The sequence below is a fragment of the Methylobacterium sp. NEAU K genome, from assembly GCF_030700285.1.
Taxonomy (GTDB): domain Bacteria; phylum Pseudomonadota; class Alphaproteobacteria; order Rhizobiales; family Beijerinckiaceae; genus Methylobacterium.
The window spans coordinates 61804-85855 of record NZ_JAUYZJ010000004.1; the positions used below are offsets into that span (position 1 = coordinate 61804).

The following is a 24052-nucleotide window of genomic DNA, read 5'->3' on the forward strand; positions in this document are numbered from 1 at the left end:
CCCGATGGACATCGAAGCCCTGCGTACCTCGACCCTCGCCTTCGTCGAGGCGCACAAGGCCTGGACGCCTCTGATCGCGGGGGTGCTGGCCTTCTGCGAATCGATCGCGATCCTGTCGCTGTTCGTGCCGGCGACCGTGATCCTGATCGGCATCGGTGCCCTGGTCGGCGGCGCCGACATCGCGCTCTGGCCGGTGGTGGCCGGGGCCGCGTTCGGCGCCGCGATCGGGGACTGGGTCTCCTACGAGGCCGGGCGCTGGGCCGGACCGGGGGCTCGGACTCAATGGCCGCTGCGGCGCTATCCCGACCTCGTCGCGAAGGCCGAGCGCTTCATCGGCCGCTGGGGCGTGGCGGCGGTGGCGCTGGGGCGGTTCTTCGGGCCGGCCCGGGCCCTGGTGCCGCTGCTGGCCGGGACGCTCGGCCTCTCCCGGGTGCCGTTCCAGGCGGCCAACCTCGCCTCGGCGCTGGTCTGGGCCTTCGTGCTGCTGGCGCCGGGGGCCGGCCTGCTGGCCTGGCTCGACCGCTGATGCGGCGCTTCCCGCCCGAGCGCATCGTCTGCCTCACCGAGGAGACCGTCGAGACCCTGTACCTGCTCGGCCAGGAGGACCGGATCGTCGGCGTCTCCGGCTACGCCGTGCGGCCGCCCCGGGTCCGCCGGGAGAAGCCGCGGGTTTCCGCCTTCACCAGCGCGGACATCCCGAAGATCCTGGCGCTGGCGCCGGATCTCGTCCTGGCGTTCTCCGACCTCCAGGCCGACATCGTCGCCGACCTCGCCCGCGCGGGTATCGCCGTCCACCTTTTCAACCAGCGCGACGTAGCGGGGTGCCTCGCGATGGTGCGGACCCTGGGGGCCCTGGTGGGCGTCCCGGAGCGCGCCGAAGCCCTGGCGGCAGGCTTCGAAGAGGATCTCGCGCGGGCGGGCGAGAACGCGAAGACGCGCCCGCCCCTGCGCGTCTACTTCGAGGAATGGGACGCGCCGATGATCTCGGGCATCGGCTGGGTCTCGGACCTGATCGCGTATGCCGGCGGGTGCGACGTCTTCCCGGACTTGAGCCGACAACAGGCCGCCCGGGACCGGATCGTCACCGCCGAGCAGGTGATTGCGGCCGCCCCCGACGTGATCCTGGCCTCTTGGTGCGGCAAGCGGGTCAACATCGACCGCATCCGGGCCCGGCCGGGCTGGGACGCGATCCCGGCGGTGCGCGACGGGCGCATCCACGAGATCAAGGCGCCGCTGATCCTCCAGCCCGGGCCGGCGGCGCTCACCGACGGATTTGCGGCGCTCCGCGCCTGCCTGCGGTGATCGCGCCGCAGGTGACAGGCCGGGCCCCGGCTTGGCAGGATGTCCCGATTCGATACAGGCGCATCTCCCAAGGTCAATGTCCGCTTCCATCGGCCTTCCTGAATCCGCGCTCCCGGCCTCCCCGGTCGGCGACGCGCGTCTGCCCCCGGACCGGCGCCAGTCGCCCACCGCTCTGAGGATCCAGCGTGGGGTGCGCCGGCTGTTTGCCGAGATGGGCTGCGTCACCCTGCCGGAATTCTCCCTGGTGAGCGGGCGCCGGGCCGACGTCATCGCCCTGTGCGGCGCGGGCCGGATCACCATCGTGGAGATCAAGTCGAGCGTGGCCGATTTCCGCGCCGACCGGAAATGGCCGGATTACCGCGATTTCTGCGACCGCTTCTTCTTCGCGATCCCGGAGGACGTGCCGGAATCCCTGATCCCGGAGGAGTGCGGGCTGATCGTCGCCGACGGCTACGGCGCCGGGATCCTGCGGGACGCTCCGGAGCACGCGCTGAGCGGCCCCCGCCGCAAGGCCGTGACCCTGCGCTTCGCCCACAGCGCCGCCCGCATCCTGCACGCCCTGGCGGATCCGGGGGCGGTGCGCGAAGGGGCGCTCTAGGTCGGTCGGGATCGTCATTCAGAGCCGCGAAGGCCGGTCGTCCGAAGCCGGAGTCCGAGATTCGGATCCCGGACAGGCTGTCGGTTCCGCGATGCGGTCGGCTGTTCTAGAAGGGCCGCGCTCGCGCGCCGCCCGCGCGTCCCGTGCCGACCGACCCGATGTATCCGCCCCGATGACGCCCGTCGCCCTGTTCGAGTTGATCCTCGCCCTTTTGGGCGCGGCCCTGCTGCTCTCGCTGGCGGCCGGGCGGCTCGGGTTCCCGCCCGCCGCCGCCCTGGTGCTCGGTGGCATGGCGCTGGCGGTGGCGCCGGGCCTGCCGGCCTTCGATCTCGATCCGGACCTGATCATGGTCCTGTTCCTGCCGCCGCTGCTGCTCGAATCGGCCTACTTCACCGTCTGGCGCGACTTCCGGGCGAGCCTGGGCCCGATCCTCTCGCTGTCGCTCGGGGCGGTGCTGTTCACGACCCTGGTGGTCGGGCTCGTCGCCCACGCGGTGGTGCCCGCCCTGCCCTGGGCCGCGTGCTTCGCGCTGGGCGCCATCGTCTCGCCGCCGGACGCGGTGGCCGCCAAGGCGGTGCTGGCCCGCGTCGCCCTGCCTCGCCGGATGGTCACGGTCCTGGAGGGCGAGAGTCTCGTCAACGACGCGTCCGGCCTCGTGCTCTACCGGTTCGCCGTGGCGGCGGCGCTGACCGGCAGCTTCAGCGCCTGGGCGGCGGCGGGCAGCTTCGCGTGGCTGGCGGTGGCGGGCGTCGCGGTCGGGCTCGCCTGCGGCCTCGCCGTGAACGCCCTGGTGCGCCGGCTGCACGACGCCAACGCCGCCACGGTGCTGAGCTTCCTGGCCTCCTACGTCGCCTACCTCGCCGCCGAGGAGGTCCACGCCTCCGGCGTGCTCGCAGTCGTGGCCTGCGGCCTGATGATGGGCGGGCAGGAGCACGAGACCTTCGACGCCCATGTCCGCCGCCACGCCGTGGCGGTGTGGGAATTCGTCGTCTTCGTGCTGGAGGCGCTGGTCTTCGTGCTGATCGGGCTGGCCCTGCGCGGCGTGCTGGCCCGGACCGGTGGCGATTTCGACGCACTCGCGACGGGGCTGCCGCTGGCGCTCACCGTCACCGTGGCCTGCGTGGTCGCCCGGCTGCTCTGGGTGTTCCCCGCCGTTTACCTGCGGCAGGTCCTGTCGGCCCGGGTGCGGGCGCATGAGCCCCGTCCGGACCCGCGGGTACCGCTGATCATCGGCTGGGCCGGCATGCGCGGGGTGGTGACGCTCGCCGCCGCGCTGGCGCTGCCGGTCGATTTCCCCGGCCGCGACGCGATCCTGGTGGCGGCCTTCGCGGTGATCCTGTTCACCGTCCTGGTCCAGGGAACCACGCTGGGCCCGCTGATCCGCCGGCTCCGGCTCGAGCCCGACCAGAGCCTGCCCGAGGGCCATCTCGATGCCGCGATGGCACGCGTGGTGATGAACGAGGCGGGGCTCGCCGCCCTGGAGCGGCTGGTGGTGGCCGAATCCGGCGCGCTGCAGCACCCGCGCCTCGTGGAGGAGTATCGCCGCCGGGTGCGGGCCACGTCCCGCGTGCGTGACGAGCGTAGCGCCATGGATGCCGAGCGGACCGAGCACTTCGCGGCCGCGCTCCTGGCGGTGCGGTCCGGCCGGTCGGCGCTGATCGGCCTGCACCGGGAGAACCGCATCCACAGCTCGGTGCTGCGGGCGCTGGAGGGCGAGATCGACCTCGAGGAACTCCACTTGAAGCGCTTGGCCGGCCACGCCTCCGCGTACGGTGCGGCCTGACGGGTCGCCGTTCTCAAAGGCGTTCTCCGTCGAATGACGGTGACGTCAGGTGGATATCCAGATCTCTCCATCAGCCCGAAGCGCGTTCGCGAAGCGGACGCCGCGAAGGCGTCCTCCGAACATCTCGGCGATCCCCGGAAGCGTCCCTCGAGGCTGCCGCGCAGGACCTCGGGATCAGGGGCGAAATTGGACATACAAATCTGAACCCTGAACTCGGAGCGGATCGCGCTTGCGGCGCGATCGGCCGTAGCGCTCCGGCCCCGGAGCGCCGCCGGAGTCTCCGATCAGTGGGCGGCGCAGCCCGCCGCCGGGGTGCCGTAGCCGCTGTAGACCACACGCACCTTGCGCAGGCATGATTCCGCCGCCTTGGGGGCGGCCGCCACGGGGGCGACCTCCACCGGTTCGACCCGCAGGGTCGTCGTGACCGCCTGCTCCTCCGGGGTGGCCAGAGCGCGGCTGGCGCTCATCACGAACGGCGTGGCGACCATGGCCGAGACGGCGAGCGCGGCGAGGACGGCGATGTTCTTGCGGCCGAAGTCGTTTACGATGCGAGCGTTACGCATGACTGGTCTTCCGTCGTGTTCGGCAGCGCTGAGGTGCCGCTATCCCCTGTTGTGCCGATTAACTTGGCCGTCAGCTCGGCGGTTCCGTGTATCGCGCGAAAACGGCCGCGCTTGCGTGCTCCGCCACACGCGCGACGGGGAGGTTCAGAAGATCTTGCGGTACTGCACGAAGCCCGATTTCTCGGCGACGCGGTCGTAGAGCAGCATCGCGTCGGTATTCGTCTCGTGCGTCAGCCAGTGGACGCGGGAGCAACCGGCGGCCTTCGCGGCCTCGCAGACATGCGCGATGAGCCGGCGCCCGATCCCCGCCCCGCGGGCGCCGTCCGCCACGAACAGGTCCTGGAGGTAGCAGTAATCACCGATCGTCCAGGCCGAGCGGTGGCGGATGTGATGGACGAGCCCGACCGCCGCGGCCCCCCGCCACGCCAGGGCGCCGTCGACCGGCTCGCCCGGATCGTTGAGGCGCCCCCAGGTGCAGTCCGTGACCGCCTCGGACAAATCGACCCGGTAGAAGGCCTGATAGCCCCGCCAGAGCGGCAGCCACGCCGCCCGGTCCTCCGGGCCGATCGCCCGGATCGCGATGGGGTCCGTCCCGATATCCACGATTCGCTCCGTGCCCCTTGGGTCGCACGTCACCATCGCCGACCCGCGCGTGCAAGCCGGGCTCGCGCTCCCGCGGCTTCCCGGCGGCGCGGAGCCTTTCCCGATCGCGTTCGGCTTCCCCTTCGGCGGCGCGCGCACTAAACCGGCCCGCCTGCGGCCCGACCGGCCGCGCGATGCCGAGCCTCCGACACCCATGTCCCAAAAGAAATCGTTCCAGGGGCTGATCCTGACGCTGCAGGAATTCTGGGCGGCGCAGGGCTGCGTGATCCTCCAGCCCTACGACATGGAGGTCGGCGCCGGCACCTTCCATCCGGCCACCACCCTGCGGGCGCTGGGCCCGAAGCCCTGGAAGGCCGCCTACGTCCAGCCCTCGCGCCGGCCCAAGGACGGCCGATACGGCGAGAACCCCAACCGGCTCCAGCACTATTACCAGTTCCAGGTGATCCTGAAGCCGAACCCGCCGAACCTGCAGGAACTCTACCTCGCCTCGCTCGATGCCATCGGGGTCGACCTGAAGCTCCACGACATCCGCTTCGTCGAGGATGATTGGGAAAGCCCGACACTCGGCGCCTGGGGCCTCGGTTGGGAATGCTGGTGCGACGGGATGGAGGTCAGCCAGTTCACCTATTTCCAGCAGGTGGCCGGGTTCGAATGCGCCCCCGTGGCGGGGGAGCTGACCTACGGGTTGGAGCGGCTCGCCATGTACGTGCAGGGCGTCGAGAACGTCTACGACCTCGACTTCAACGGCGCCGAGGGTGCGGACCGGATCACCTACGGCGACGTGTTCCTGCAGGCGGAGCAGGAATATTCCCGCCACAACTTCGAGTCCGCCGATACCGCGATGCTGTTCCGTCAGTTCACCGACGCGGAGGCCGCCTGCCGCTCCTACCTCGACGCCGGTGCGCCCGCCGCGGAGGGCGAGCGCCACCGGATGGCGCAGCCGGCCTACGACCAGTGCATCAAGGCGAGCCACGTCTTCAACCTGCTCGACGCGCGCGGGGTGATCTCGGTCACCGAGCGCCAGAGCTACATCCTGCGGGTGCGGGAACTGGCCAAGGCCTGCGGCGCGGCGTGGCTCAGGACGGCGGCCGGCGGAGCCCCTTGAGCCCTCGCGCGTTGCAACCCCCGCCAACCGGCGCGCTCCGGCGCGTCCGCAGACGCGGGAATCCTGTAATGAAAAAGACCGTCTTCGCCTTCGGTGTCCTCCTGCTCGGCCTCGCGCCCGCGCTGGCGGCCGATCCCGGCCCCGAGGCGGTGGTCAAGAAGCTCTACGCCGAGCCGCACCCGAATCACTCCGCCGTCTACACGAAGCGCCTCCAGGGGCTGTTCGACGCCGACGCCAAGCAGGCCAACGGCGCCACCGGCAACCTCGACTTCGACTACCGCCTCAACGGCGAGCCCCTGAAGCCCGACACCGTGAAGAGCCTGACCTTCAAGGAAGCCACAGAGGGGCAGGACCAGGCGAAGGTCACGGTGGAGCGCAAGGGCGGGGACGGCTCGAAGTCCATCGTCTACGACCTCGTGCGCGAGGACGGCAGCTGGCGGGTGTCGGACGCCCACGCGATCGGCGATCGCAAGTGGCAGCTCTCGACCATCCTGAAGGGCGAAGCGCACTGAGGAGAGTCGGGACCCGGCCTCTCCACCCTCGACAGGGTTGCGGCGCGGCGATATGGCCGCGCCATGCCCGACCTCCTGCTCGAACTCCGCTCGGAAGAGATCCCCGCCCGCATGCAGCGGCGCGCCGCGGAGGATCTCAAGAAGCTCGTCACCGACGCCCTCGTCGAGCGCGGCTTCCTGTACGAGGGCGCCAAGGCGTTCTCCACGCCGCGCCGGCTGGCGCTGCACGTCGCCGGCCTGCCCGCCCGGGGCGAGGCGGTGCGGGAGGAGCGCCGCGGCCCGCGGGTCGGGGCTCCCGAGGCGGCGGTCCAGGGCTTCCTGAAGGGTGCCGGCCTCGCGAGCCTGGACCAGGCCCAGACCATCACCGACCCGAAGAAGGGCGCGTTCTACCTCGCGGTGATCGAGCGCCCCGGCCGCGAGACGCTGGACGTGCTGGCCGAACTCCTGCCCGAGATCATCCGGACCTTCCCGTGGCCGAAGGCGATGCGCTGGGGCGCGGCCTCGGCCCAGCCCGGCGCCTTGCGCTGGGTGCGCCCGCTGCAATCGATCGTCGCGACCTTCGGGCCCGAGACCGAGACCCCCGAGGTCGTGCCGTTCTCGGTGGGCGGCATCGCGGCCGGCACCGTGACCTACGGCCACCGCTTCCTGGCGCCCGAGCCGATCGAGGTGCGCCGGTTCGACGACTACATCCAGGCCCTGGAGCGCGGAAAGGTCATCCTCGACGCGGACCGGCGCAAGGACGTGATCCTGCACGACGCCCGTGACCTCGCCTTCGCGCGCGGCCTCGACCTCGTGGAGGACGAGGGGCTGCTGGAGGAGGTGGCCGGCCTCGTGGAATGGCCGGTGGTGCTCCTGGGCTCCTTCGACGAATCCTTCCTCGACATCCCCGCCGAGGCGATCCGGGCGACCATCCGGGCGAACCAGAAGTGCTTCGTCCTGCGCAAGGGCGGCTCGGAGGATCTGGCCCCGGCCTTCATCCTGGTCTCGAATCTTTTGGCATCGGACGGCGGGCTGGCGATCACCGCCGGCAACGAGCGGGTGGTCCGCGCGCGCCTGTCCGACGCAAAATTCTTCTGGGAGACCGACAAGGCGATCCGCCTGGAAGACCGTCTGCCCAAGCTCGACAGCATCGTCTTCCACGAGAAGCTTGGGACGCAGGGCGAGCGGATCGCCCGCATCGCCGCGCTGGCCAAGGAGCTGGCGCCGCTGGTCGGCGCCGATGCAGGCCTGGCCGAGCGCGCCGCCCGCCTCGCCAAGGCCGATCTCGTCACCGAGATGGTCGGCGAGTTTCCGGAGCTCCAGGGGGTGATGGGCCGTAAGTATGCGGCTCTCCAGGGCGAGCACCCGAGCGTCTGCGCGGCCATCGAGGAGCATTATAAGCCGGTCGGTCCCTCCGACCGGGTGCCGAGCGATCCGGTCTCCATCGCCGTGGCGCTCGCCGACAAGCTCGACACGCTGGTGGGGTTCTGGGCGATCGATGAGAAGCCGACGGGGAGCAAGGATCCGTATGCGCTGCGGCGGGCGGCTTTGGGGGTGATCCGGCTCATCCTCGACCGGTCCCTGCGTCTGCGCCTGCTGGACCAGATCGGCGCGGCGGATCGCGGCCTCGCGGCGCGGGCCGGCGCGGATCCGGCGGACCTCCTCGCCTTCTTCGCCGACCGCCTGAAGGTCTACCTCCGCGACCAGGGCGCCCGGCACGATCTGATCGATGCCGTCTTCGCCCTGCCCGGCCAGGACGACCTGCTGATGGTCCTGCGCCGGGTCGAGGCCTTGGGCAAATTCCTCGATACGGAAGACGGGAAGAACCTGCTCGCGGGCTACAAGCGCGCGGCCAACATCCTGCGCATCGAGGAGAAGAAGGACGGCCGCGCCTACGATGCCGCGCCCGAAGCGGCGCTGGCCGCCGCGGGCGAGCCGGCCGAGCAGGCGCTCGCGACGGCCTTGGCCGAGGCGCGGGAGACGGCCTCGGCGGCGGTCGCCCGGGAGGATTTCGCCGGCGCTATGCAGGCGCTCTCGACGCTCCGCGCGCCGGTGGACGCCTTCTTCCAGGACGTGACCGTCAACGCGCCCGACCCGAAGCTGCGCGAGAACCGCCTGCTGCTGCTCAACGCGCTCCGCGCCGCGACGCGGGAAGTGGCGGAGTTCTCGAAGATCGAGGGATGAGAGATGCATCTCCCTCCCCCGCACAGGGCGAGGGATGGGGCGCGTCATCTCTGGACTGGGCGTGCGGTCGCGGTGCGGGCCATCCGAAACCCCACGCGCGAATCCGCCAGCCTGAGCGGAAGTGCCCCCCTCACCCGTGGTCGTGCCCCGCATGCTCGTCCGGCTCGGGCAGGGTCAGCCCGAAATGGCTCACGAGGTCGGCCACCTGCCCCGGGCTGAGCTGCCGCGGGTTGAGGTTGCGCAGGAGCAAGTAAAGCTTGGCGGTCTCCTCCAGCTCCTCCGTGGCGAAGACCGCCCCCTCCAGGCTGTCCCCGGCCACCACCGGGCCGTGATTGGCGAGCAGCACCGAGCTGTACCGGCCGGCGAGCCCCCGGATCGCGTCCGCCACCGCGGGGTCGCCGGGGCGGTGATAGGGCACGAGCGCCGTGCCGCCGGTGCGCATCAGGTAGTAGGGCGTCAGCGGCGGCAGGACCTGCCGCGGGTCGATCTCCGGCAGCATCGACACCGCCACCGCGTGGGTCGAGTGCAGGTGGACGATGGCCTTCGCGCCGCTCCGGCTCTCGTAGAGCGCCGCATGCAGCGGGATCTCCTTCGTGGGCTTGTCCCCCGAGACGAGGCGCCCCGTACCGTCGAGCCGGGAGATCCGGGCCGGGTCCAGGAAACCGAGCGACGCGTTGGTCGGCGTCACCAGCCAGCCGCCGTCGGGCAGGCGCAGCGAGATGTTGCCGGACGAGCCCGGCGTCAGGCCGCGCTCGAACAGCGAGCGGCCGTAGCGGCAGATCTCCTCGCGCAGCCGGCTCTCGTCGCTCATGCGGTGGCTCCCTCGATCAGCTCGAACCCGAGATCGATTGTTGTCGGACCTTCGCCGGACAGGCAGGCGGCGGCCTGCCGGCCGATCTCCAGGCGCGGCGTGCGCACCGTCGACAGGGGCTGGGGCATCGCCGCCGCGATATCGAGCCCGTTGAAGCCGAACAGCGCGAGCCGCCCCGGTACGGCCAAGCCCGCCGACAGGCAGGCGAAATAGCCGCCCAGCGCCATGTCGTCGTTGGAGAAATAGACCGCGTCGAGGTCGGGATGGCGCGCCAGCAGCGCCTCCAGGCCCGCCCGCCCGGAGGCTGGCGAGGATGGGCCGGACCGGATCTCCCGCCCGTGGAGCGCCAGCCCGGCCTCCGCCAGGGCGGATTCGAACCCGGCGAGCCGCTTGGCCGCGCGCAGGTCGACCTGGAGGTCGTGGCCCAGATAGGCGATGCGGCGGTAGCCCCGGGCCAGGAGGTGCCGGGCGCTCGCCGCCCCCACGGCCCGGTTGGAGAAGCCGACCACGGCGTCGATCCCCGCCCCGTCCGTGTCGATCATCTCGACCACGCGCACGCCCCCGGCCCGCGCCAACGCGATGGTGCCGGGATTGTGCTCCAGCCCGGTGAGCAGGAGCGCGGCCGGGCGCCACGACAGTAAGGCGGCCACCAGAGCCTCCTCCCGGTCGGGGTCGTAGTCGCTGACCCCGATCACGCACTGGACGCCCTCGGCGTCGAGGGCGGTGGTCAGCCCGCGCAGCAGGTCGGGGAAGACCACGTTGGCGAGCGACGGGATCACGATCCCGGCGAGCTGCGCGCTCGCCCCCTGTCCCGCGAGGCTCCCGGCGAGGCGGTTCGGCACGTAGCCGAGCCGGGCCACGGCCTCCGCGACCCGCTCCCCGGCGCGCTTCGAATAGGAGCCGTGGTTGCGCAGGACCCGCGAGACCGTGCTCTCGCCGACCCCCGCCGCCCGGGCGACGTCGGTGAGCGTCACGAGCCGCCCCGGCGGCTGAAATGCGTCCATGGCCCCGCTTCTCCCGGCGCGGTTTTCTTTTTCGAGGCCCCCGCGCCTCCCATCCACGCCCTCACCGAGGTGCCCGCGCCATCGGGCCTCGAAGGAGCCGCCGGTGGTCGCGCGCTTCCTGGAGCCCGCCTGCGAGGCGGCTTTGCCACGCCTCAGGACGAGGGGGTTGTATGGGATGCAAGTCTCGCTCTCGGAGGCTTCATCCCCCCGACATAGCGGCCTGCATTATTCCGCACAACCGGATTGGCAGCGCTGCCAAAAGTCGCTATGGCTCCGCGCCAGCGCCGCCACACGAGCGGTGAAGACCACTATCCGCCCGTCTTTCGGATCGTACGGGCGAGGGAGAACGCCCATGCCGGCCCAAGCCGCCCCGCTGGGGAGCGCCGCCGAATCCGCGGACGAAAAGTCCTTCGTCGACCGGACCTACGCGAAGGTGTTCTGGCGCCTCGTGCCGTTCCTGATGCTCTGCTACGTGGTCGCCTATCTCGACAGGGTGAATGTCGGCTTCGCCAAGCTGCAGATGTCGCAGGAGCTGAAGTTCTCCGAGACGGTCTACGGGCTCGGCGCCGGCATTTTCTTTCTGGGCTACTTCCTGTTCGAGGTTCCCTCGAACGTGATCCTGCACCGGGTCGGCGCCCGGATCTGGATCGCGCGGATCATGATCACCTGGGGGGTGATCTCCGGCGCCTTCATGTTCGTGAACTCGGAGGCGACCTTCTACGGAATGCGCTTCCTGCTCGGCCTCGCCGAGGCCGGGTTCTACCCGGGGGTGATCCTCTACACGACGCAGTGGTTCCCGGCCCATCGCCGGGCCAAGGTCATCGCGGTGTTCATGGCGGCGATTCCGATCTCGGGCATCTTCGGCAACCCGCTTTCCGGCTTGATCATGGACGGGTTCAACGGCGCCCACGGCCTGTCCGGCTGGCAGTGGATGTTCCTGATCGAGGCGGTGCCGGCGGTTCTGATCGGTGTGGCCGTGTTCCTCTACCTCGACAACCGCCCGGCCGAGGCGAAGTGGCTGAGCGAGGCGGAGAAGCAGGTCCTCGAGCGCGACATCGCGGCCGACAACCACGGCAAGGAATCGAGCCCCCACTCCATCGCGACCGTGTTCCGCAATGGCCGCGTGTGGTTCATGAGCCTGATCTACTTCGCCTTCGTCACCGGCCAGTACGGATTGACCTTCTGGCTGCCGACGATCGTCAAGGCGTCCGGGGTGCAGGGCAACCTCAACATCGGCCTGATCAGCGCGATCCCGTTCCTGTCCGCCGCCATCGTGATGGTCCTGCTCGGCCTCAGCGCCGACCGGATGCGCGAGCGCCGCTGGCACCTCATCATCCCGGCCCTGCTGGGCGCCGTCGGCTTCGTGGTCTCGGCCAGTGCGGGCTCGACGACGATCGCCGTGGCGGCGCTCTCGGTGGCGGCCGCCGGCGTGCTGACCTGCTCGCCTCTGTTCTGGTCGCTGCCCACCGCCTTCCTGAGCGGCGCGGGCGCGGCGGCCGGCATCGCGCTGATCAACTCGGTGGGGAACCTTGCGGGCTTTGCCAGCCCCTACGTGATCGGCGCGCTGCGCGACGCCACCGGCAGCACCGCCGCCGGCATGTACGCGCTCGCCGTCATGCTGGTGGTCGGCGCGGTCTGCGTGTTCGTGACCCCGGCCAGGATGGTCAACCGCTGACGAGCACCGTCTCCTCCCCACGGTGGGGAGGAGAGCGCGGCGCTCCCGAGGAGGCCGCATCCGCCGTCCCTTCCCAGGATCAAAGGACCTTCCCCCGATGACCACCGACACGCAGACACTCCGCGCCGCGGTGATCGGCCTGGGCTCCATGGGCTCCGGCATGGCCGGCTCGCTGCTGCGGGCGGGTTTTGCCGTCGCCGCCTGCGACGTGAACCCGGACGCGGTGGCGCGCTTCGCGGCCGCCGGGGGCTGTGGCGCCGAGACCCCGGCTGAGGCCGCCGCGGGCGCCGACGTGGTGGTGAGCGTCGTCGTCAACGCCGCACAGACCGAGGCGGTGCTGTTCGGTCCGGACGGGGCCGCCGGGGCAATGCCGGAGGGCGCCGTGTTCGTCTCCTCGGCGACCATGGATCCGGCCGTCGCCCGGGCGCTGGCTTCCCGGCTGGAGGCGACCGGCCGCCACTATCTCGACGCCCCGATGAGCGGCGGCGCCGCCCGCGCGGCGGAAGGCGGCCTGACCTTCCTGGCCTCGGGCTCGCCGGCGGCGTTCGCGAAGGCCCGGCCCGCGCTCGATGCCATGGCCGGCACCCTCTACGAACTGGGCGACGAAGCCGGCCAGGGCGCGGCCTTCAAGATGATCAACCAGCTGCTGGCCGGGGTGCACATCGCCGCCGCCTGCGAGGCGATGAGCTTCGCCGCCAAGCAGGGCCTCGACCTGCGCCGGGTCTACGAGGTGATCACCAAGTCGGCGGGCAATTCCTGGATGTTCGAGAACCGGGTCCCCCACATCCTCGACGCCGATTACGCCCCGAAGAGCGCGGTCGACATCTTCGTCAAGGATCTCGGCATCGTGCAGGACATGGCCCGGGCGGAGAAGTACCCGGTGCCTGTGGCTGCGGCGGCGCTGCAGATGTTCCTGATGGCGTCGGGCGCCGGCATGGGCCGGGACGACGACGCCTCCGTGGCCCGTTTGTACGCGCAGGTCTCGGGCACCAAGCTTCCCGGTCAGGCGTAGGGAGCTCCAAACCAATGCCGCGCTTTGCCGCCAATCTCAGCCTGATGTTCAACGAGGTGCCGTTCCTCGACCGCTTCGACGCGGCGGCCCGCGCCGGGTTCGACGCCGTCGAGTTCCTGTTCCCCTACGAGCATCCGGCGGACGCCATCCGCGAGCGGCTCCGGGCCAATGGTCTGACCCAGGCGCTGTTCAACCTCCCGCCGGGGGATTTCGCCAAGGGTGAGCGCGGCTTGGCGGCCTTGCCCGAGCGCTTCGACGAGCTGAAGGCCGGCATCGACACGGCGCTGCGCTACGCCGAGGCGACGGGCGTCGCTCGGCTCCACCTGATGGCCGGGCTCGCCGAGGCGAACGACGCGCGCGCCGCGGAGGCCTACCGCCGTGCGGTCGCCTGGACGGCGGAGCGCCTCGCATCCGCCGGCCTCGACCTCGTGCTCGAGCCGATCAACACCCGCAACATGCCGGGCTACTTCCTGAACGATTTCGGCCGGGCCGCGGACCTCATCCGCGAACTGGCGCTGCCGAACCTGAAGCTGCAGTTCGACCTCTACCATTGCCAGATCCTGCACGGCGACGTGACCATGCGGCTGCGGGCGCTGATGCCGATCGTCGGCCATGTCCAGACCGCGAGCGTGCCCGAGCGGCACGAGCCCGGCACCGGCGAGATGAACGACGCCTTCCTGTTCGACGAGCTGGACCGGCTCGGCTACGCCGGATTCGTCGGCTGCGAGTACATCCCGGCCGCCGACACGGTCGCGGGCCTCGGCTGGCTCGCCGCCTACAAGGGGAGCGCCCGATGAGCCTCGCGCTGGGATGCGTCGCCGACGACTACACGGGCGCCTCGGACCTCGCCAACACCCTGACCAAGGCGGGGCTGCGCACGATCCAGACCATCGGGGTGCCGGAGGATGACCGCGCCCTGCCGGAGGCGGACGCGGTGGTGGTGGCGCTCAAGAGCCGCTCGATCCCGGCCGAACAGGCCGTGGCGCGGTCCCGCGAGGCGGAAGCCTGGCTGCGGGCCCGGGGCGCGGCCCACGTGATGTTCAAGATCTGCTCGACCTTCGATTCGACGGAGGCGGGCAATATCGGCCCTGTCATGGACGCCCTGCGGGCGGATGCGGGCGAGGCCATCGCGCTGGTCACCCCGGCCTTCCCGGAGACGGGACGGAGCGTCTACCAGGGCAACCTGTTCGTCGGCTCGGTGCCGCTGAACGAGAGCCCGCTCAAGGACCACCCGCTCAACCCCATGCGCGACGCCAACCTCGTTCGGGTGCTCGGGCGCCAGAGCGCGGGCGCGGTCGGGCTCGTCGACACCGCCACGGTCGCCCGCGGCGCCGAGGCTGTGGCGGCCCGGCTCGACGCCCTCGCGGCCGAGGGCAAGCAGGCCGCCATCGCGGACGCGATCTTCGACAGCGACCTCGAAGTGCTGGGGCGGGCGATCATCGACCGGAAATTCTCCGTGGGGGCCTCGGGGCTCGGGCTCGGCCTTGCCCGGGCGCTCGTCGCCGCCGGGCGCGGGACCCGCGACGCCGCCGGCGCGGCGGTCGGCGAGCCGGTCGGCGGGGCTGCGGCCTGCCTCGCCGGCAGCTGCTCGCAGGCGACGCTCCAGCAGGTCGCCGCCGCGGAGGCGCTGATGCCGGTGCTGCGCCTCGACCCGGCGCGGCTGCTCTCGGGCGTCGACGTGGTGGCCGAGGCCCTGGCCTTCGCGGAGGCGCGACTGGCCACCGGCCCGGTGCTGATCGCCTCCTCGGCGCCCCCCGAGGCGGTGCGGGCGCTCCAGGCCGCCCACGGGGTCGACGCGGCCGGCCACGCCATCGAGGCGGCCCTTGCCGCCATCGCGGAAGGGCTCGTCGCCCGCGGCGTCCGCCGGCTCGTGGTCGCCGGGGGCGAGACCTCGGGCGCCGTGGTCGACCGGCTCGGTCTCCGGGCCTTCCTGCTCGGCCCCGAGATCGCCGCGGGCGTCCCGGTCCTGCGCACCGCCGGCCGGGACGAGCCGATGCTGCTCGCCCTGAAATCCGGCAATTTCGGCGGCCCGGACTTCTTCGGGCGCGCCCTGGACATGATGGCCTGACTCGGCACACCACTGGACGAAGAGATCTCCCATGCACGCCCTGATTCTCGGCGCCGCCGGCATGATCGGCCGCCGCCTCGTCGAAGCCCTGGTGCCCGATGGCCGAGTCGGCGGGCAGCCACTCACCGCCCTCACCCTCCTCGACGTGGTGCCCCCGGCGGCGCCGGAGGCGTTCTCCGGCCCTGTTCGGGCCGAGGCCGCGGATCTGACCGCCCCCGGTGCCGCCGAGGCCGCTATCGCCGAGCGACCGGAGGTGATTTTCCACCTCGCCGCGGTGGTCTCGGGCGAGGCCGAGGCCAACCTGGAGCTCGGCTACCGGGTCAATCTCGACGGCACGCGGCTGCTGCTCGACGCGATCCGGCATGCCAACGCGGCGGACGGCTACCGGCCGAAGCTGATCTTCACCTCCTCGCTCGCCGTGTTCGGGCCGCCCTTCCCCAAGGTCATCCCGGACGACCACATCCTGCGCCCCGCCTCCTCGTACGGGGTCCAGAAGGCGATGGGCGAGCTGATGCTCGCCGACTACGCGCGGCGCGGCTTCCTCGACGGGATCGGCCTGCGCCTGCCGACCATCTGCGTGCGGCCGGGCAAGCCCAACAAGGCGGCCTCGGGCTTCTTCTCCGGGATCATCCGCGAGCCGCTCGCCGGCCAGGAGGCCATCCTGCCGGTGCCCGACACGGTGCGGCACTGGTTCGCCAGCCCCGCCGCGGCGGTGGGCTTCCTCGTCCACGCCGCCGGGCTCGACCTCGCGGCGATCGGCCCGCGGATCAGCCTGACCATGCCGGGCGTCTCGGCGACGGTGGCCGAGGAGATCGAGGCCCTGCGCCGCGCGGCCGGCGACAAAGCCGTGGCGCTGATCCGGCGCGCGCCCGACGCCACCATCGCGCGGATCGTCGGCTCCTGGCCGGAGGCGTTCGAGCCGGAGGCGGCCCTGGCCCTGGGCTTCCGGGCGGACGACTCCTTCGACGCCATCGTGGCCCAGCACGTGGCAGAATTCCACGGCGGTTGAGGCTTAGCCCAAGGCGGGACGGATGTCGGTCTGCGGAAAATCGTCGCCGACGAACAGCAGCGGCACGCCGTGGGCCTGCGCGCAGGCATAGGCGAAGCAATCGCCGAGGTTCAGCCGGGCGGGGTGGCGGCCTTTTCCGAAACGGGCATGGGCCGCCGTCGCGAGCCGTCCCTCAGTGCCGGTGATCGGGACCAGCGTGAGGCTCGTCGCGTCGAAGAAGCTGTCCACGACGGCTTGGGCGATGTTCGGCTCGATCTTCTGAATGCGAGCGATGGCAAGCACCGCCTCGTAGATGGCCAAACCGCTCGTCAACCGCACGGGTGATTCACGGAGTCGATCGAGCAGCCTCCTGTGCCCCGGCTCCCGGACCAGGATCGCAACGATGGCCGAAGCGTCGATAAACATCACTCGTCGTTCAGGCTGTCGTAAAACGCCTTGTCCGCCGCGAGACCAGTCTTCGGATAGGCGGCGAGCGCGTCCTGGATCTGCTTGATTCGCTCCATGAACGCATCGCTCTCGCGGTTCTGGCGCTCCAGCTCGTTCGAGAGCGCGAGTCGCACCGCCTCGGTCTTGCTCACGCCCGCCCGCGATGCCAGCTTCTCGGCGAGCTGATTCACCTCTTCGCTGCGGATGTTGAGCGGCATGGCAGCCTCCGTGTAGACGCAGGGAGGTTAGTGTCTACACACCCGGGCCGCAAGCGCGGCGCGTACCCCGAACAAGGATCCCGATGACCCGCCTCGACGAGGCCCGCGCCGCGCTGAAGAAGACGTTCGGCTACGAGGATTTCCGGCCCGGGCAGGACGAGGTGATCGGCGCGGTGCTGGACGGCGCCGACGTGTTCGCCGTGATGCCCACGGGCTCGGGCAAGTCCATGACCTACCAGCTCCCGGCCCTGGTCGATCCAGGGCTGACCGTGGTGGTATCGCCTCTGATCGCCCTGATGCACGACCAAGTGCAGCAGATGCGCAGCGTCGGCGTCGAGGCCGCCACCCTCAACTCCACCGTGACGGAGTCGGAGTCGCGCGAGACCTGGCGCAGCCTGCGGTCCGGAGAGCTACGCTTGCTGTTCGTCTCCCCCGAGCGCCTTCTGATGGACGGGTGCATCGAGGCCCTGCGCGGGGCCGGGGTCCGGCGCCTGGCTGTGGACGAGGCGCATTGCGTCTCGCAATGGGGCCACGATTTCCGGCCCGAATACCGGGAGATCGCCCGCGCCCGGACGGCGCTCGGCAACGTCCAGACCCTGGCGCTGACCGCGACGGCGGATGCCGCGACCCGCGCCGAGATCGCCGAGCGCCTGTTCCCGCAGGGGCGGCCCCCGAAGATCTTCGTCCATTCCTTCGATCGGCCGAACATCCGCCTGACGTTCCAGCCCAAGGACAACCCGGCCCGCCAGATCGAGCGCTTCCTGAAGCACCGCCGTGCGGAGAGCGGGATCATCTACTGCTCCTCGCGCAAGCGCACCGAGCAGCTCGCCGAGACCCTCCGGAAGGACGGGTTCGACGCCCTGCCCTACCATGCCGGCCTCGACCAGGGGACGCGGATGCGCAACCAGGACCGGTTCCTCCAGGAGGACGGGGTGGTGATGACCGCGACCGTGGCGTTCGGCATGGGCATCAACAAGCCCGACGTGCGCTTCGTCTGCCACGCCGACATGCCCAACAACGTCGAGGGCTACTACCAGGAGATCGGCCGCGCCGGCCGCGACGGGCTGCCGGCCGACACGCTCACCCTCTACGGCCTCGACGACATGGCGCTGCGCCGCCGCCAGATCGACGAGAAGGAGATCTCCGACGAGCGCCGCCGGGTGGAGCGGCGCAAGCTCGAGGCGATGATTACCCTGTGCGAGGGCGCCACCTGCCGGCGCCAGTCGCTGCTCGGCTATTTCGGCGAGGCGAGCGAGCCCTGCGGGCGGTGCGACCTCTGCCGCGGCGGCGTCACCCTGGTGGACGGGACTGTGGCGGCGCAGAAGATCCTCTCGGCGATCGTGCGCACCGGCCAGCGCTTCGGCGCCGCGTACATCTGCGACGTGGTCTACGGCAAGGAGAGCGACCAGGTCCGCCGGAACGGGCATGCGAGCCTCAAGACCTTCGGGGTCGGCGCCGACAAGCCGGTCTCGGCGTGGCGGGCGATCCTGCGCCAGCTCTTTGCGGCCGGGGCGATCGCCGAGAACGCCGACGGCTATGGCGGCCTCTCGATGACCGAGAAGGGCGAGGCGATCCTGTTCGGACGGGAGACGGTCCAGCTCCGTCCCGATGCGGAGCCGAAGGCGGACTCGCGCGAGCGCCGCCGCACCGCACCGCGCGAGGATGGGGAGATCGTGCTCTCCGAGACGGACGAGGCCCTGTTCCAGCACCTCCGGGGCCTGCGCGCCACCCTCGCCCGGGCCGAGGGCATCGCGGCCTTCATGGTGTTCCCAGACCGGACGCTGATCGAGATGGCCCGCCAGAAGCCCGTCGATCTCTGGGCCCTGCGGACGGTCCACGGCGTCGGCGAGCGCAAGCGCGAGGCCTACGGCGAGCGATTCGTGACGGCGATTTCCGAGTTCCTGGCCCAGCCCCCGGCCGCCTGAGCGCGGCGGGTCCGGCGAATTTTTCCTCGGCGTGTCAGGCAGGTTCGTGTAGGCAAGCCGCCCACCCGAACCGATCGGATCCATCATTTCGACACCCGCCTCCGTCGCCGGCGCACCGGCCCAGGAAAGCCCAGAGGACACCGCAGGGGAACCGGTCCGGAACGTATCGCGGACGCTGACCTCCCGCATCGTGTTCTATCTGCCGGGGTTCGACCCGCGCGATCCCGAGACCTACTGGGGCCTGTTCCGCCGCGAGGCCCGGCTCACCGCCGCGCGCCGCGGCACCGCGATCGCGGTCGGCACGCCGGTCCGCTCGGCGGACGGACTCGACCTCGCCTGGACGGTGCATTCGCGTGAGGTCTCCACCCGCTATGTCCTCCTGCGTTGGGAGGACATCGTGCGCGCCCGCTTCCCGCAAGCCGACTGGGCGCGGCTCAGGGGCGTCCCGGCGCTGCTTTGGCGGCTCTGGCGGTCGGGCTACATGGCTGACCTGCGCCGGGAGGGGCGGCGCTTCTCCACGGTGATCTTCGGCGTCCACGCCATCTATCTTGCGCTCGCGCTCTTCAGCCTCGCCGTGGCGGGGAGCCTCGCCGCCCTGGCGCCGGCCGTGCTTCGGCCCTGGACCTTGCTGGCGGTGCCGCCGTTGGCCTACGCGATCCTCGCCGGGCTGATGCGGGCGACCCGCGGCAAGCCGCTCTACGTCCCCCACCTCGTGGACGACACCGCCTTCACGCATGCCTACGCGGCGGGTGAGGCCCCTGAGATGGGCCCCCGCCTCGACGCCTTCGCGGAGCGCATCCGCACGGCCGAGGGAGAGGCCGACGAGGTCGTGGTGGTCGGCCATTCCTCGTCGAGCTTTCTCGGCATCGAGGTGCTGGACCGGGTGCTCGCCCAGGATCCCGGCTTCGGCAGCCGCGGCACGCCGGTCTCGTTCGTGAGCATCGGCAGCGTCATCCCCTGGCTCGGCCTCGACCCGGCCGCCGAGAGCTTTCGCGACAGGCTCCTGCGCTTCGGGCGGGCGGCGCAGATCCCCTGGCTCGACGTGCGCGCGCCCTGGGACTGGCTGTCGATCCACCGGGGCAACCCGCTCGCCGCCTGCGGACTCACCCCGACCGACCCCGGCCGCCCGTCCGTGCTCAGGGTGATGATACGCGACCTGATCACGGGCGACGACGTGAGACGGCGCCAGTGGAACCTGTTCCAGATGCACTTCCAGCTGCTCATGGCGAGCCAGGGCGACAGCGGGTTCGATTATCTCGACCTGGTCACCGGGCCGGAGCCGGTGCACGTCCTCGTGACGCGCTGCCGGCAGGACAGGCTGCCCCCGGGATCACCCAGCGAATCAGAGTTTTAGACCGTGTTATTGGGCGCCGGACTGTAAAATAGTACGCAGCGTTCGATCGATCATTGAGCACCATGGCTTCGTAAGGTCCTGGACCTTTTACCGGCGCGGGGCGGAGTCCTGCGGCAGGGGGGACTGTGCACCTCGCGATGCAGTCCCGAACCCTGCCTAGGGGCTCACGCCCTCTGGAAACCGGCTTCCGCCGTTGCCCAGATCGATGTCCGGATCATCACGGAATAACCGGCACCGGGGAACCGCGCGATTGCGGACATCGACCCTTGCCTGCGGCCCCTCCGGGCTGCCCCGCACCCCGCGGATGTTGCCAGCGCGGGCGCTTCCGCTTTAGAGCCGGGGCTGCTTGAGATCTCAACCCGGTTCGGGTTCGCCGCGGCCGTCGTCTCCCGGGACGGGCCGCTCTCTGCTGAGACCCTTCGCATGTTCCGCAACGACGTTCCGATCACCCCCGAGCTCGTGGCCCAGCACGGTCTGACGCCGGAGGAATACGAACGCTTCCGCGGCCTGATCGGGCGCGACCCGACGCTGACCGAACTCGGCATCGTCTCGGCGATGTGGAACGAGCACTGCTCGTACAAGTCGTCGCGCAAGCATCTGCGCGGGTTGCCGACCTCGGCACCCTGGGTGATCCAGGGCCCGGGCGAGAATGCCGGCGTCATCGATATCGGCGACGGGCTGGCCTGCGTCTTCAAGATGGAGAGCCACAACCACCCGAGCTACATCGAGCCCTACCAGGGCGCGGCCACCGGCGTCGGCGGCATCCTCCGGGACGTGTTCACCATGGGCGCCAGGCCGATCGCGGCGCTCAACGCCCTGCGCTTCGGCTCCCCCGACCACCCGCGCACCCGCGGCTTGGTCTCGGGGGTGGTGGCGGGGGTCGGCGGCTACGGCAATTCCTTCGGCGTGCCCACGGTCGGCGGCCTGACCGGGTTCCATCGCCGCTACGACGGCAACATCCTGGTCAACGCCATGGCGGTGGGGCTCGCCCGCACCGACGCGATCTTCTACGCGGCGGCCACCGGGGTCGGGAACCCGATCGTCTATCTCGGCTCCAAGACCGGCCGCGACGGCATCCACGGCGCCACCATGGCGTCCGCCGAGTTCGACGAGGCCTCCGAGTCGAAGCGCCCGACCGTGCAGGTCGGCGACCCCTTCGCCGAGAAGCTGCTGCTGGAGGCCTGCCTGGAGCTGATGGCGTCCGGCGCCGTCATCGCCATCCAGGACATGGGCGCGGCGGGTCTCACCTGCTCGGCCGTCGAGATGGGTGCCAAGGGCGACCTCGGCGTCGAGCTCGACATCGAGAAGGTGCCGGCCCGCGAGGCCGGCATGACCCCCTACGAGATGATGCTCTCCGAAAGCCAGGAGCGGATGCTCATGGTGCTCAAGCCCGGCATGGAGGCGGAGGCGGAAGCCATCTTCGTGAAGTGGGGCCTGGACTTCGCCGTCATCGGCCGCACCACCGACACGCTCCGCTTCGTCATCAAGTGGCACGGGGAGACCGTGGCCGACCTGCCGATCAAGGAACTCGGCGACGAGGCCCCGCTCTACGACCGGCCGCACCTTGCCAACACGCACCTGCCGGTGATCCCGGCCTCCGCGGTGCCGGCGCCGGCCTCGCTGACCGACGCGCTCAAGCGGCTCGTGAGCTCGCCCGACCTCGCCTCCAAGCGCTGGGTCTGGGAGCAGTACGACCACTTCATCCTCGGCAACACCGTGCAGAAACCCGGCGGCGATGCCGCGATCGTGCGGGTCGAGGACGGGCCGAAGGCGCTGGCGCTGACCTGCGACGTGACCCCGCGCTACTGCGAAGCCGACCCGGTCGAGGGCGGCCGGCAGGCGGTGGCCGAGGCTTGGCGCAACATCACCGCGGTGGGGGCGAAGCCGCTGGCCATCACCGACAACCTGAACTTCGGCAACCCGGAGAAGCCCGAGGTCATGGGCCAGCTCGTGGGTTGCCTCCAGGGAATCGGTGAGGCCTGCCGGGCCCTCGACTTCCCGGTCGTATCGGGCAACGTCTCCCTCTACAACGAGACCAACGGCGTCGGCATCCTGCCGACCCCGACCATCGGCGGCGTCGGCGTGCTCGACGACGTGGAGCGCCACGCCACCCTCGCGCTCAAGCGCGAGGGCGACGTGCTGGTGCTGGTGGGCTCGGGCGAGGGCTGGCTCGGCCAGTCGGCCTATCTCGCGGTGATCGAGGGCCGGGAAGAGGGCGCGCCGCCGCCGGTGGATCTTTCGATCGAGCGTCGCAACGGCGATTTCGTGCGCGGGCTGATCGCCTCCGGCACGGTCGACACCGTCCACGACCTGTCGGATGGCGGCCTCGCCGTGGCGCTGGCCGATATGGCGATGGCGGGCGGTATCGGCGCGGCCCTGCCGGAAGTGCCGGTGGACTTGGCCCCGCACGCCTATCTGTTCGGCGAGGACCAGGGCCGCTACCTGCTGGCGGTCGATCCGGAGGCGGCCTCCGACCTCCTTTACAGTGCCTCGGCCCAGGGCATCGACGCGGCCGTTGTCGGCGTCACCGGCTCCGACCGTTTGACCCTGCCGGGCGGCGAGACCATATCGCTGTCCGAGCTGAGCGCGGCGCATGAGGGCTGGCTACCCGCCTACATGGCGAGCCAGCCGGCCGCTCCGGCCGCCTGAACCCCTTACGCCCTAGGAGTTTTCCGATGCCGATGGATGCGGGCGAGATCGAGCGCATGATCCGCGAGGCGCTGCCCGACGCGACCGTGGAGATCCGCGACCTCGCCGGGGACGGCGACCATTACGCGGCGACCGTCCTGTCCGCTGCCTTCAAGGGCAAGACCCGGGTCGCCCAGCATCAGATGGTCTACGGCGCGCTCCAGGGCCGGATGGGCGGCGTGCTGCACGCCCTTGCGCTGACCACGGGCGTCCCGCAGGATTAGCGCCCGTCCGCGAGAGTCCTCCCGATGGACCGACCGAGTCTCTACGACGACGACATCGTCACCTGGGCCGAGGAGCAGGCGGCCGCGATGCGCGCGCTCGCCGCCCGCAGCGATCTGTCGAATGCGATCGACTGGGAGAACGTGATCGAAGAGATCGAGAGTGTGGGCCGGGCCGATATCGAGCGGGTCGAGAGCGCCTTCCTCCAACTTCTGATCCACGTCCTCAAATATGCCTCGGCGCCTGGGGCACAATCGACGATATCCTGGCGAAAGGAAGTGCTCGTTTTCCAAGCCTCCGCGCGGCGCAATTACCGGCGGTCGATGAGACAGCGCATCGATTGGATCGAGCTATGGGCGTCAGCCAAGAAGATTTCGGATTCCTCCTTGAAGATGTTCGGTGACACGCTGCTCGGTGGATTGCCGGACCGCATGCCGTTCACACCCGAGGAGATGACGGCGCCCGGCTTTGACATGGACGCGGCGCTGGAGCGTCTCGCCACGGTGTTGAATTCCGACCCCGGTCACACCTAAATCACGCTATCGAACAAGGATCGACCCGATGACCGACGCCAACACGACCATCCAGAACGAGATCGCCTCCCAGGACGTGGTGGTGTTCATGAAGGGCACGCCCTCGATGCCGCAATGCGGCTTCTCGGGCCAGGTGGTGCAGATCCTCAACTACCTCGGCGTGCCGTTCAAGGGCGTGAACGTGCTGGCCGACCAGGGCATTCGCGAGGGCATCAAGGCGTTCTCGAACTGGCCGACTATCCCGCAGGTCTACGTGAAGGGCGAGTTCGTCGGCGGCTGCGACATCACCCGGGAGATGTTCCAGTCGGGCGAGCTGCAGACCTTCCTCGCCGAGAAGGGCGTGCCGGTGAAGACCGCCGCCGCCTGATTTTTGGGATTCCGCCGGACGGATCAGGGCGCCCGCGGGCGCCCTTTTTCGTGCTGGGTCAGGCCCGCATAGCAATGGCCATCGCGCCCCGTCGGGACAGCCGTGGGCGGG

24 protein-coding genes are annotated in these 24052 nt (G+C 70.8%); 18 read left to right on the forward strand and 6 right to left on the reverse strand.

Going from position 1 to position 24052, the window contains the following annotated elements; all coding sequences use genetic code 11:
- The first annotated feature begins 4 nt into the window (after nt 1-4).
- From Q8W67_RS04680 to Q8W67_RS04695, 4 genes are all read left to right on the forward strand, one after another.
- A complete protein-coding gene (locus tag Q8W67_RS04680) occupies nt 5-526 on the forward strand; it encodes a DedA family protein (RefSeq protein ID WP_305541445.1) in 522 nt (173 codons plus the stop codon).
- The gene (locus Q8W67_RS04685; protein WP_305541448.1) at nt 526-1302 is read left to right on the forward strand and encodes a cobalamin-binding protein; all 777 of its coding nucleotides are present in this window, start codon (nt 526-528) and stop codon (nt 1300-1302) included. Before Q8W67_RS04680 ends, Q8W67_RS04685 begins: the two co-directional genes overlap by 1 nt.
- Nucleotides 1303-1378: 76 nt before the next feature.
- Nucleotides 1379-1900, forward strand: a complete 522-nt coding sequence (locus Q8W67_RS04690) for an MmcB family DNA repair protein (protein ID WP_305541450.1) — start codon at nt 1379-1381, stop codon at nt 1898-1900.
- Between the two features lie 172 nt (nt 1901-2072).
- Nucleotides 2073-3683 (forward strand): Na+/H+ antiporter, encoded by a 1611-nt coding sequence (locus Q8W67_RS04695; protein ID WP_305541453.1) that lies wholly within the window; start codon nt 2073-2075, stop codon nt 3681-3683.
- 284 nt (nt 3684-3967) lie between these two features.
- Here Q8W67_RS04695 and Q8W67_RS04700 read toward each other — a convergent pair whose 3' ends face one another.
- Both Q8W67_RS04700 and Q8W67_RS04705 read right to left on the reverse strand, forming a co-directional pair.
- Complete coding sequence (locus tag Q8W67_RS04700) at nt 3968-4246, reverse strand: hypothetical protein (RefSeq protein ID WP_305541456.1); 279 nt, start codon at nt 4244-4246, stop codon at nt 3968-3970.
- Nucleotides 4247-4390: 144 nt separating this feature from the next.
- A complete protein-coding gene (locus Q8W67_RS04705) occupies nt 4391-4849 on the reverse strand; it encodes a GNAT family N-acetyltransferase (protein WP_305541459.1) in 459 nt (152 codons plus the stop codon).
- 193 nt (nt 4850-5042) lie between these two features.
- On the opposite strand from Q8W67_RS04705, the gene Q8W67_RS04710 reads away from it, so the two are divergent.
- The 3 genes from Q8W67_RS04710 (at nt 5043) to glyS (ending at nt 8629) form a co-directional block, all read left to right on the forward strand.
- The gene (locus Q8W67_RS04710) at nt 5043-5954 is read left to right on the forward strand and encodes a glycine--tRNA ligase subunit alpha (protein ID WP_305541848.1); all 912 of its coding nucleotides are present in this window, start codon (nt 5043-5045) and stop codon (nt 5952-5954) included.
- 68 nt (nt 5955-6022) lie between these two features.
- Entirely contained in the window at nt 6023-6466 is a 444-nt protein-coding gene (locus tag Q8W67_RS04715; protein ID WP_305541461.1) for a DUF3828 domain-containing protein, read from the forward strand.
- Between the two features lie 63 nt (nt 6467-6529).
- Entirely contained in the window at nt 6530-8629 is a 2100-nt protein-coding gene (gene glyS / locus Q8W67_RS04720) for a glycine--tRNA ligase subunit beta (protein ID WP_305541464.1), read from the forward strand.
- A 130-nt stretch (nt 8630-8759) separates the two neighbouring features.
- On the opposite strand, the gene Q8W67_RS04725 is transcribed toward glyS, so the two are convergent.
- Both Q8W67_RS04725 and Q8W67_RS04730 read right to left on the reverse strand, forming a co-directional pair.
- Nucleotides 8760-9440 (reverse strand): aldolase, encoded by a 681-nt coding sequence (locus Q8W67_RS04725; protein WP_305541467.1) that lies wholly within the window; start codon nt 9438-9440, stop codon nt 8760-8762.
- A complete protein-coding gene (locus tag Q8W67_RS04730) occupies nt 9437-10444 on the reverse strand; it encodes a LacI family DNA-binding transcriptional regulator (RefSeq protein ID WP_305541470.1) in 1008 nt (335 codons plus the stop codon). Before Q8W67_RS04730 ends, Q8W67_RS04725 begins: the two co-directional genes overlap by 4 nt.
- 352 nt (nt 10445-10796) lie before the next feature.
- Here Q8W67_RS04730 and Q8W67_RS04735 point away from each other — a divergent pair, with 352 nt between their 5' ends.
- The 5 genes from Q8W67_RS04735 (at nt 10797) to denD (ending at nt 16208) form a co-directional block, all read left to right on the forward strand.
- Complete coding sequence (locus tag Q8W67_RS04735; RefSeq protein ID WP_305541473.1) at nt 10797-12119, forward strand: MFS transporter; 1323 nt, start codon at nt 10797-10799, stop codon at nt 12117-12119.
- Nucleotides 12120-12216: 97 nt separating this feature from the next.
- Nucleotides 12217-13131 (forward strand): L-threonate dehydrogenase, encoded by a 915-nt coding sequence (ltnD, locus tag Q8W67_RS04740; protein WP_305541476.1) that lies wholly within the window; start codon nt 12217-12219, stop codon nt 13129-13131.
- A gap of 14 nt (nt 13132-13145) precedes the next feature.
- Nucleotides 13146-13928, forward strand: coding sequence for a 2-oxo-tetronate isomerase (otnI, locus tag Q8W67_RS04745; RefSeq protein ID WP_305541478.1), 783 nt, complete (start codon nt 13146-13148; stop codon nt 13926-13928).
- Nucleotides 13925-15199 carry a 3-oxo-tetronate kinase gene (gene otnK / locus Q8W67_RS04750; protein ID WP_305541481.1) on the forward strand — a complete coding sequence of 425 codons (1275 nt, stop codon included), beginning with the start codon at nt 13925-13927 and terminating at the stop codon, nt 15197-15199. The genes otnI and otnK overlap by 4 nt, the downstream gene beginning before the upstream one ends.
- A gap of 31 nt (nt 15200-15230) precedes the next feature.
- On the forward strand, nt 15231-16208 hold the full coding sequence (gene denD / locus Q8W67_RS04755) for a D-erythronate dehydrogenase (protein WP_305541484.1): 978 nt from the start codon (nt 15231-15233) through the stop codon (nt 16206-16208).
- A gap of 3 nt (nt 16209-16211) precedes the next feature.
- On the opposite strand, the gene Q8W67_RS04760 is transcribed toward denD, so the two are convergent.
- Entirely contained in the window at nt 16212-16613 is a 402-nt protein-coding gene (locus Q8W67_RS04760; protein ID WP_305541487.1) for a type II toxin-antitoxin system VapC family toxin, read from the reverse strand.
- A complete protein-coding gene (locus tag Q8W67_RS04765) occupies nt 16613-16852 on the reverse strand; it encodes a type II toxin-antitoxin system VapB family antitoxin (RefSeq protein WP_305541490.1) in 240 nt (79 codons plus the stop codon). Before Q8W67_RS04765 ends, Q8W67_RS04760 begins: the two co-directional genes overlap by 1 nt.
- Before the next feature lie 83 nt (nt 16853-16935).
- Here Q8W67_RS04765 and recQ point away from each other — a divergent pair, with 83 nt between their 5' ends.
- The 6 genes from recQ (at nt 16936) to grxD (ending at nt 23941) form a co-directional block, all read left to right on the forward strand.
- On the forward strand, nt 16936-18777 hold the full coding sequence (gene recQ, locus Q8W67_RS04770; protein WP_305541493.1) for a DNA helicase RecQ: 1842 nt from the start codon (nt 16936-16938) through the stop codon (nt 18775-18777).
- Between the two features lie 190 nt (nt 18778-18967).
- Nucleotides 18968-20131 carry a hydrolase gene (locus Q8W67_RS04775; RefSeq protein ID WP_305541497.1) on the forward strand — a complete coding sequence of 388 codons (1164 nt, stop codon included), beginning with the start codon at nt 18968-18970 and terminating at the stop codon, nt 20129-20131.
- A 423-nt stretch (nt 20132-20554) separates the two neighbouring features.
- Nucleotides 20555-22780, forward strand: coding sequence for a phosphoribosylformylglycinamidine synthase subunit PurL (purL, locus tag Q8W67_RS04780; protein WP_305541500.1), 2226 nt, complete (start codon nt 20555-20557; stop codon nt 22778-22780).
- 26 nt (nt 22781-22806) lie between these two features.
- A complete protein-coding gene (locus Q8W67_RS04785) occupies nt 22807-23043 on the forward strand; it encodes a BolA family protein (RefSeq protein WP_243939718.1) in 237 nt (78 codons plus the stop codon).
- A gap of 24 nt (nt 23044-23067) precedes the next feature.
- On the forward strand, nt 23068-23574 hold the full coding sequence (locus tag Q8W67_RS04790) for a DUF29 family protein (RefSeq protein WP_305541507.1): 507 nt from the start codon (nt 23068-23070) through the stop codon (nt 23572-23574).
- Between the two features lie 28 nt (nt 23575-23602).
- Nucleotides 23603-23941 (forward strand): Grx4 family monothiol glutaredoxin, encoded by a 339-nt coding sequence (gene grxD, locus Q8W67_RS04795; protein ID WP_305541510.1) that lies wholly within the window; start codon nt 23603-23605, stop codon nt 23939-23941.
- Nucleotides 23942-24052 lie beyond the last annotated feature (111 nt).

What these genes read in the sequence shown, in the direction of transcription:
- glyS (WP_305541464.1), top strand. Translation starts at nt 6,530, where the DNA reads ATGCCCGACCTCCTGCTCGAACTCCGCTCGGAAGAGATCCCCGCCCGC.
- purL (WP_305541500.1), top strand. Translation starts at nt 20,555, where the DNA reads ATGTTCCGCAACGACGTTCCGATCACCCCCGAGCTCGTGGCCCAGCAC.
- Q8W67_RS04715 (WP_305541461.1), top strand. Translation starts at nt 6,023, where the DNA reads ATGAAAAAGACCGTCTTCGCCTTCGGTGTCCTCCTGCTCGGCCTCGCG.
- Q8W67_RS04730 (WP_305541470.1), bottom strand. Translation starts at nt 10,444, where the DNA reads ATGGACGCATTTCAGCCGCCGGGGCGGCTCGTGACGCTCACCGACGTC.
- recQ (WP_305541493.1), top strand. Translation starts at nt 16,936, where the DNA reads ATGACCCGCCTCGACGAGGCCCGCGCCGCGCTGAAGAAGACGTTCGGC.
- Q8W67_RS04700 (WP_305541456.1), bottom strand. Translation starts at nt 4,246, where the DNA reads ATGCGTAACGCTCGCATCGTAAACGACTTCGGCCGCAAGAACATCGCC.
- grxD (WP_305541510.1), top strand. Translation starts at nt 23,603, where the DNA reads ATGACCGACGCCAACACGACCATCCAGAACGAGATCGCCTCCCAGGAC.
- ltnD (WP_305541476.1), top strand. Translation starts at nt 12,217, where the DNA reads ATGACCACCGACACGCAGACACTCCGCGCCGCGGTGATCGGCCTGGGC.
- Q8W67_RS04790 (WP_305541507.1), top strand. Translation starts at nt 23,068, where the DNA reads ATGGACCGACCGAGTCTCTACGACGACGACATCGTCACCTGGGCCGAG.
- Q8W67_RS04735 (WP_305541473.1), top strand. Translation starts at nt 10,797, where the DNA reads ATGCCGGCCCAAGCCGCCCCGCTGGGGAGCGCCGCCGAATCCGCGGAC.
- Q8W67_RS04680 (WP_305541445.1), top strand. Translation starts at nt 5, where the DNA reads ATGGACATCGAAGCCCTGCGTACCTCGACCCTCGCCTTCGTCGAGGCG.
- otnK (WP_305541481.1), top strand. Translation starts at nt 13,925, where the DNA reads ATGAGCCTCGCGCTGGGATGCGTCGCCGACGACTACACGGGCGCCTCG.
- Q8W67_RS04725 (WP_305541467.1), bottom strand. Translation starts at nt 9,440, where the DNA reads ATGAGCGACGAGAGCCGGCTGCGCGAGGAGATCTGCCGCTACGGCCGC.
- denD (WP_305541484.1), top strand. Translation starts at nt 15,231, where the DNA reads ATGCACGCCCTGATTCTCGGCGCCGCCGGCATGATCGGCCGCCGCCTC.
- Q8W67_RS04710 (WP_305541848.1), top strand. Translation starts at nt 5,043, where the DNA reads ATGTCCCAAAAGAAATCGTTCCAGGGGCTGATCCTGACGCTGCAGGAA.
- Q8W67_RS04785 (WP_243939718.1), top strand. Translation starts at nt 22,807, where the DNA reads ATGCCGATGGATGCGGGCGAGATCGAGCGCATGATCCGCGAGGCGCTG.
- Q8W67_RS04695 (WP_305541453.1), top strand. Translation starts at nt 2,073, where the DNA reads ATGACGCCCGTCGCCCTGTTCGAGTTGATCCTCGCCCTTTTGGGCGCG.
- otnI (WP_305541478.1), top strand. Translation starts at nt 13,146, where the DNA reads ATGCCGCGCTTTGCCGCCAATCTCAGCCTGATGTTCAACGAGGTGCCG.
- Q8W67_RS04685 (WP_305541448.1), top strand. Translation starts at nt 526, where the DNA reads ATGCGGCGCTTCCCGCCCGAGCGCATCGTCTGCCTCACCGAGGAGACC.
- Q8W67_RS04760 (WP_305541487.1), bottom strand. Translation starts at nt 16,613, where the DNA reads ATGTTTATCGACGCTTCGGCCATCGTTGCGATCCTGGTCCGGGAGCCG.
- Q8W67_RS04765 (WP_305541490.1), bottom strand. Translation starts at nt 16,852, where the DNA reads ATGCCGCTCAACATCCGCAGCGAAGAGGTGAATCAGCTCGCCGAGAAG.
- Q8W67_RS04690 (WP_305541450.1), top strand. Translation starts at nt 1,379, where the DNA reads ATGTCCGCTTCCATCGGCCTTCCTGAATCCGCGCTCCCGGCCTCCCCG.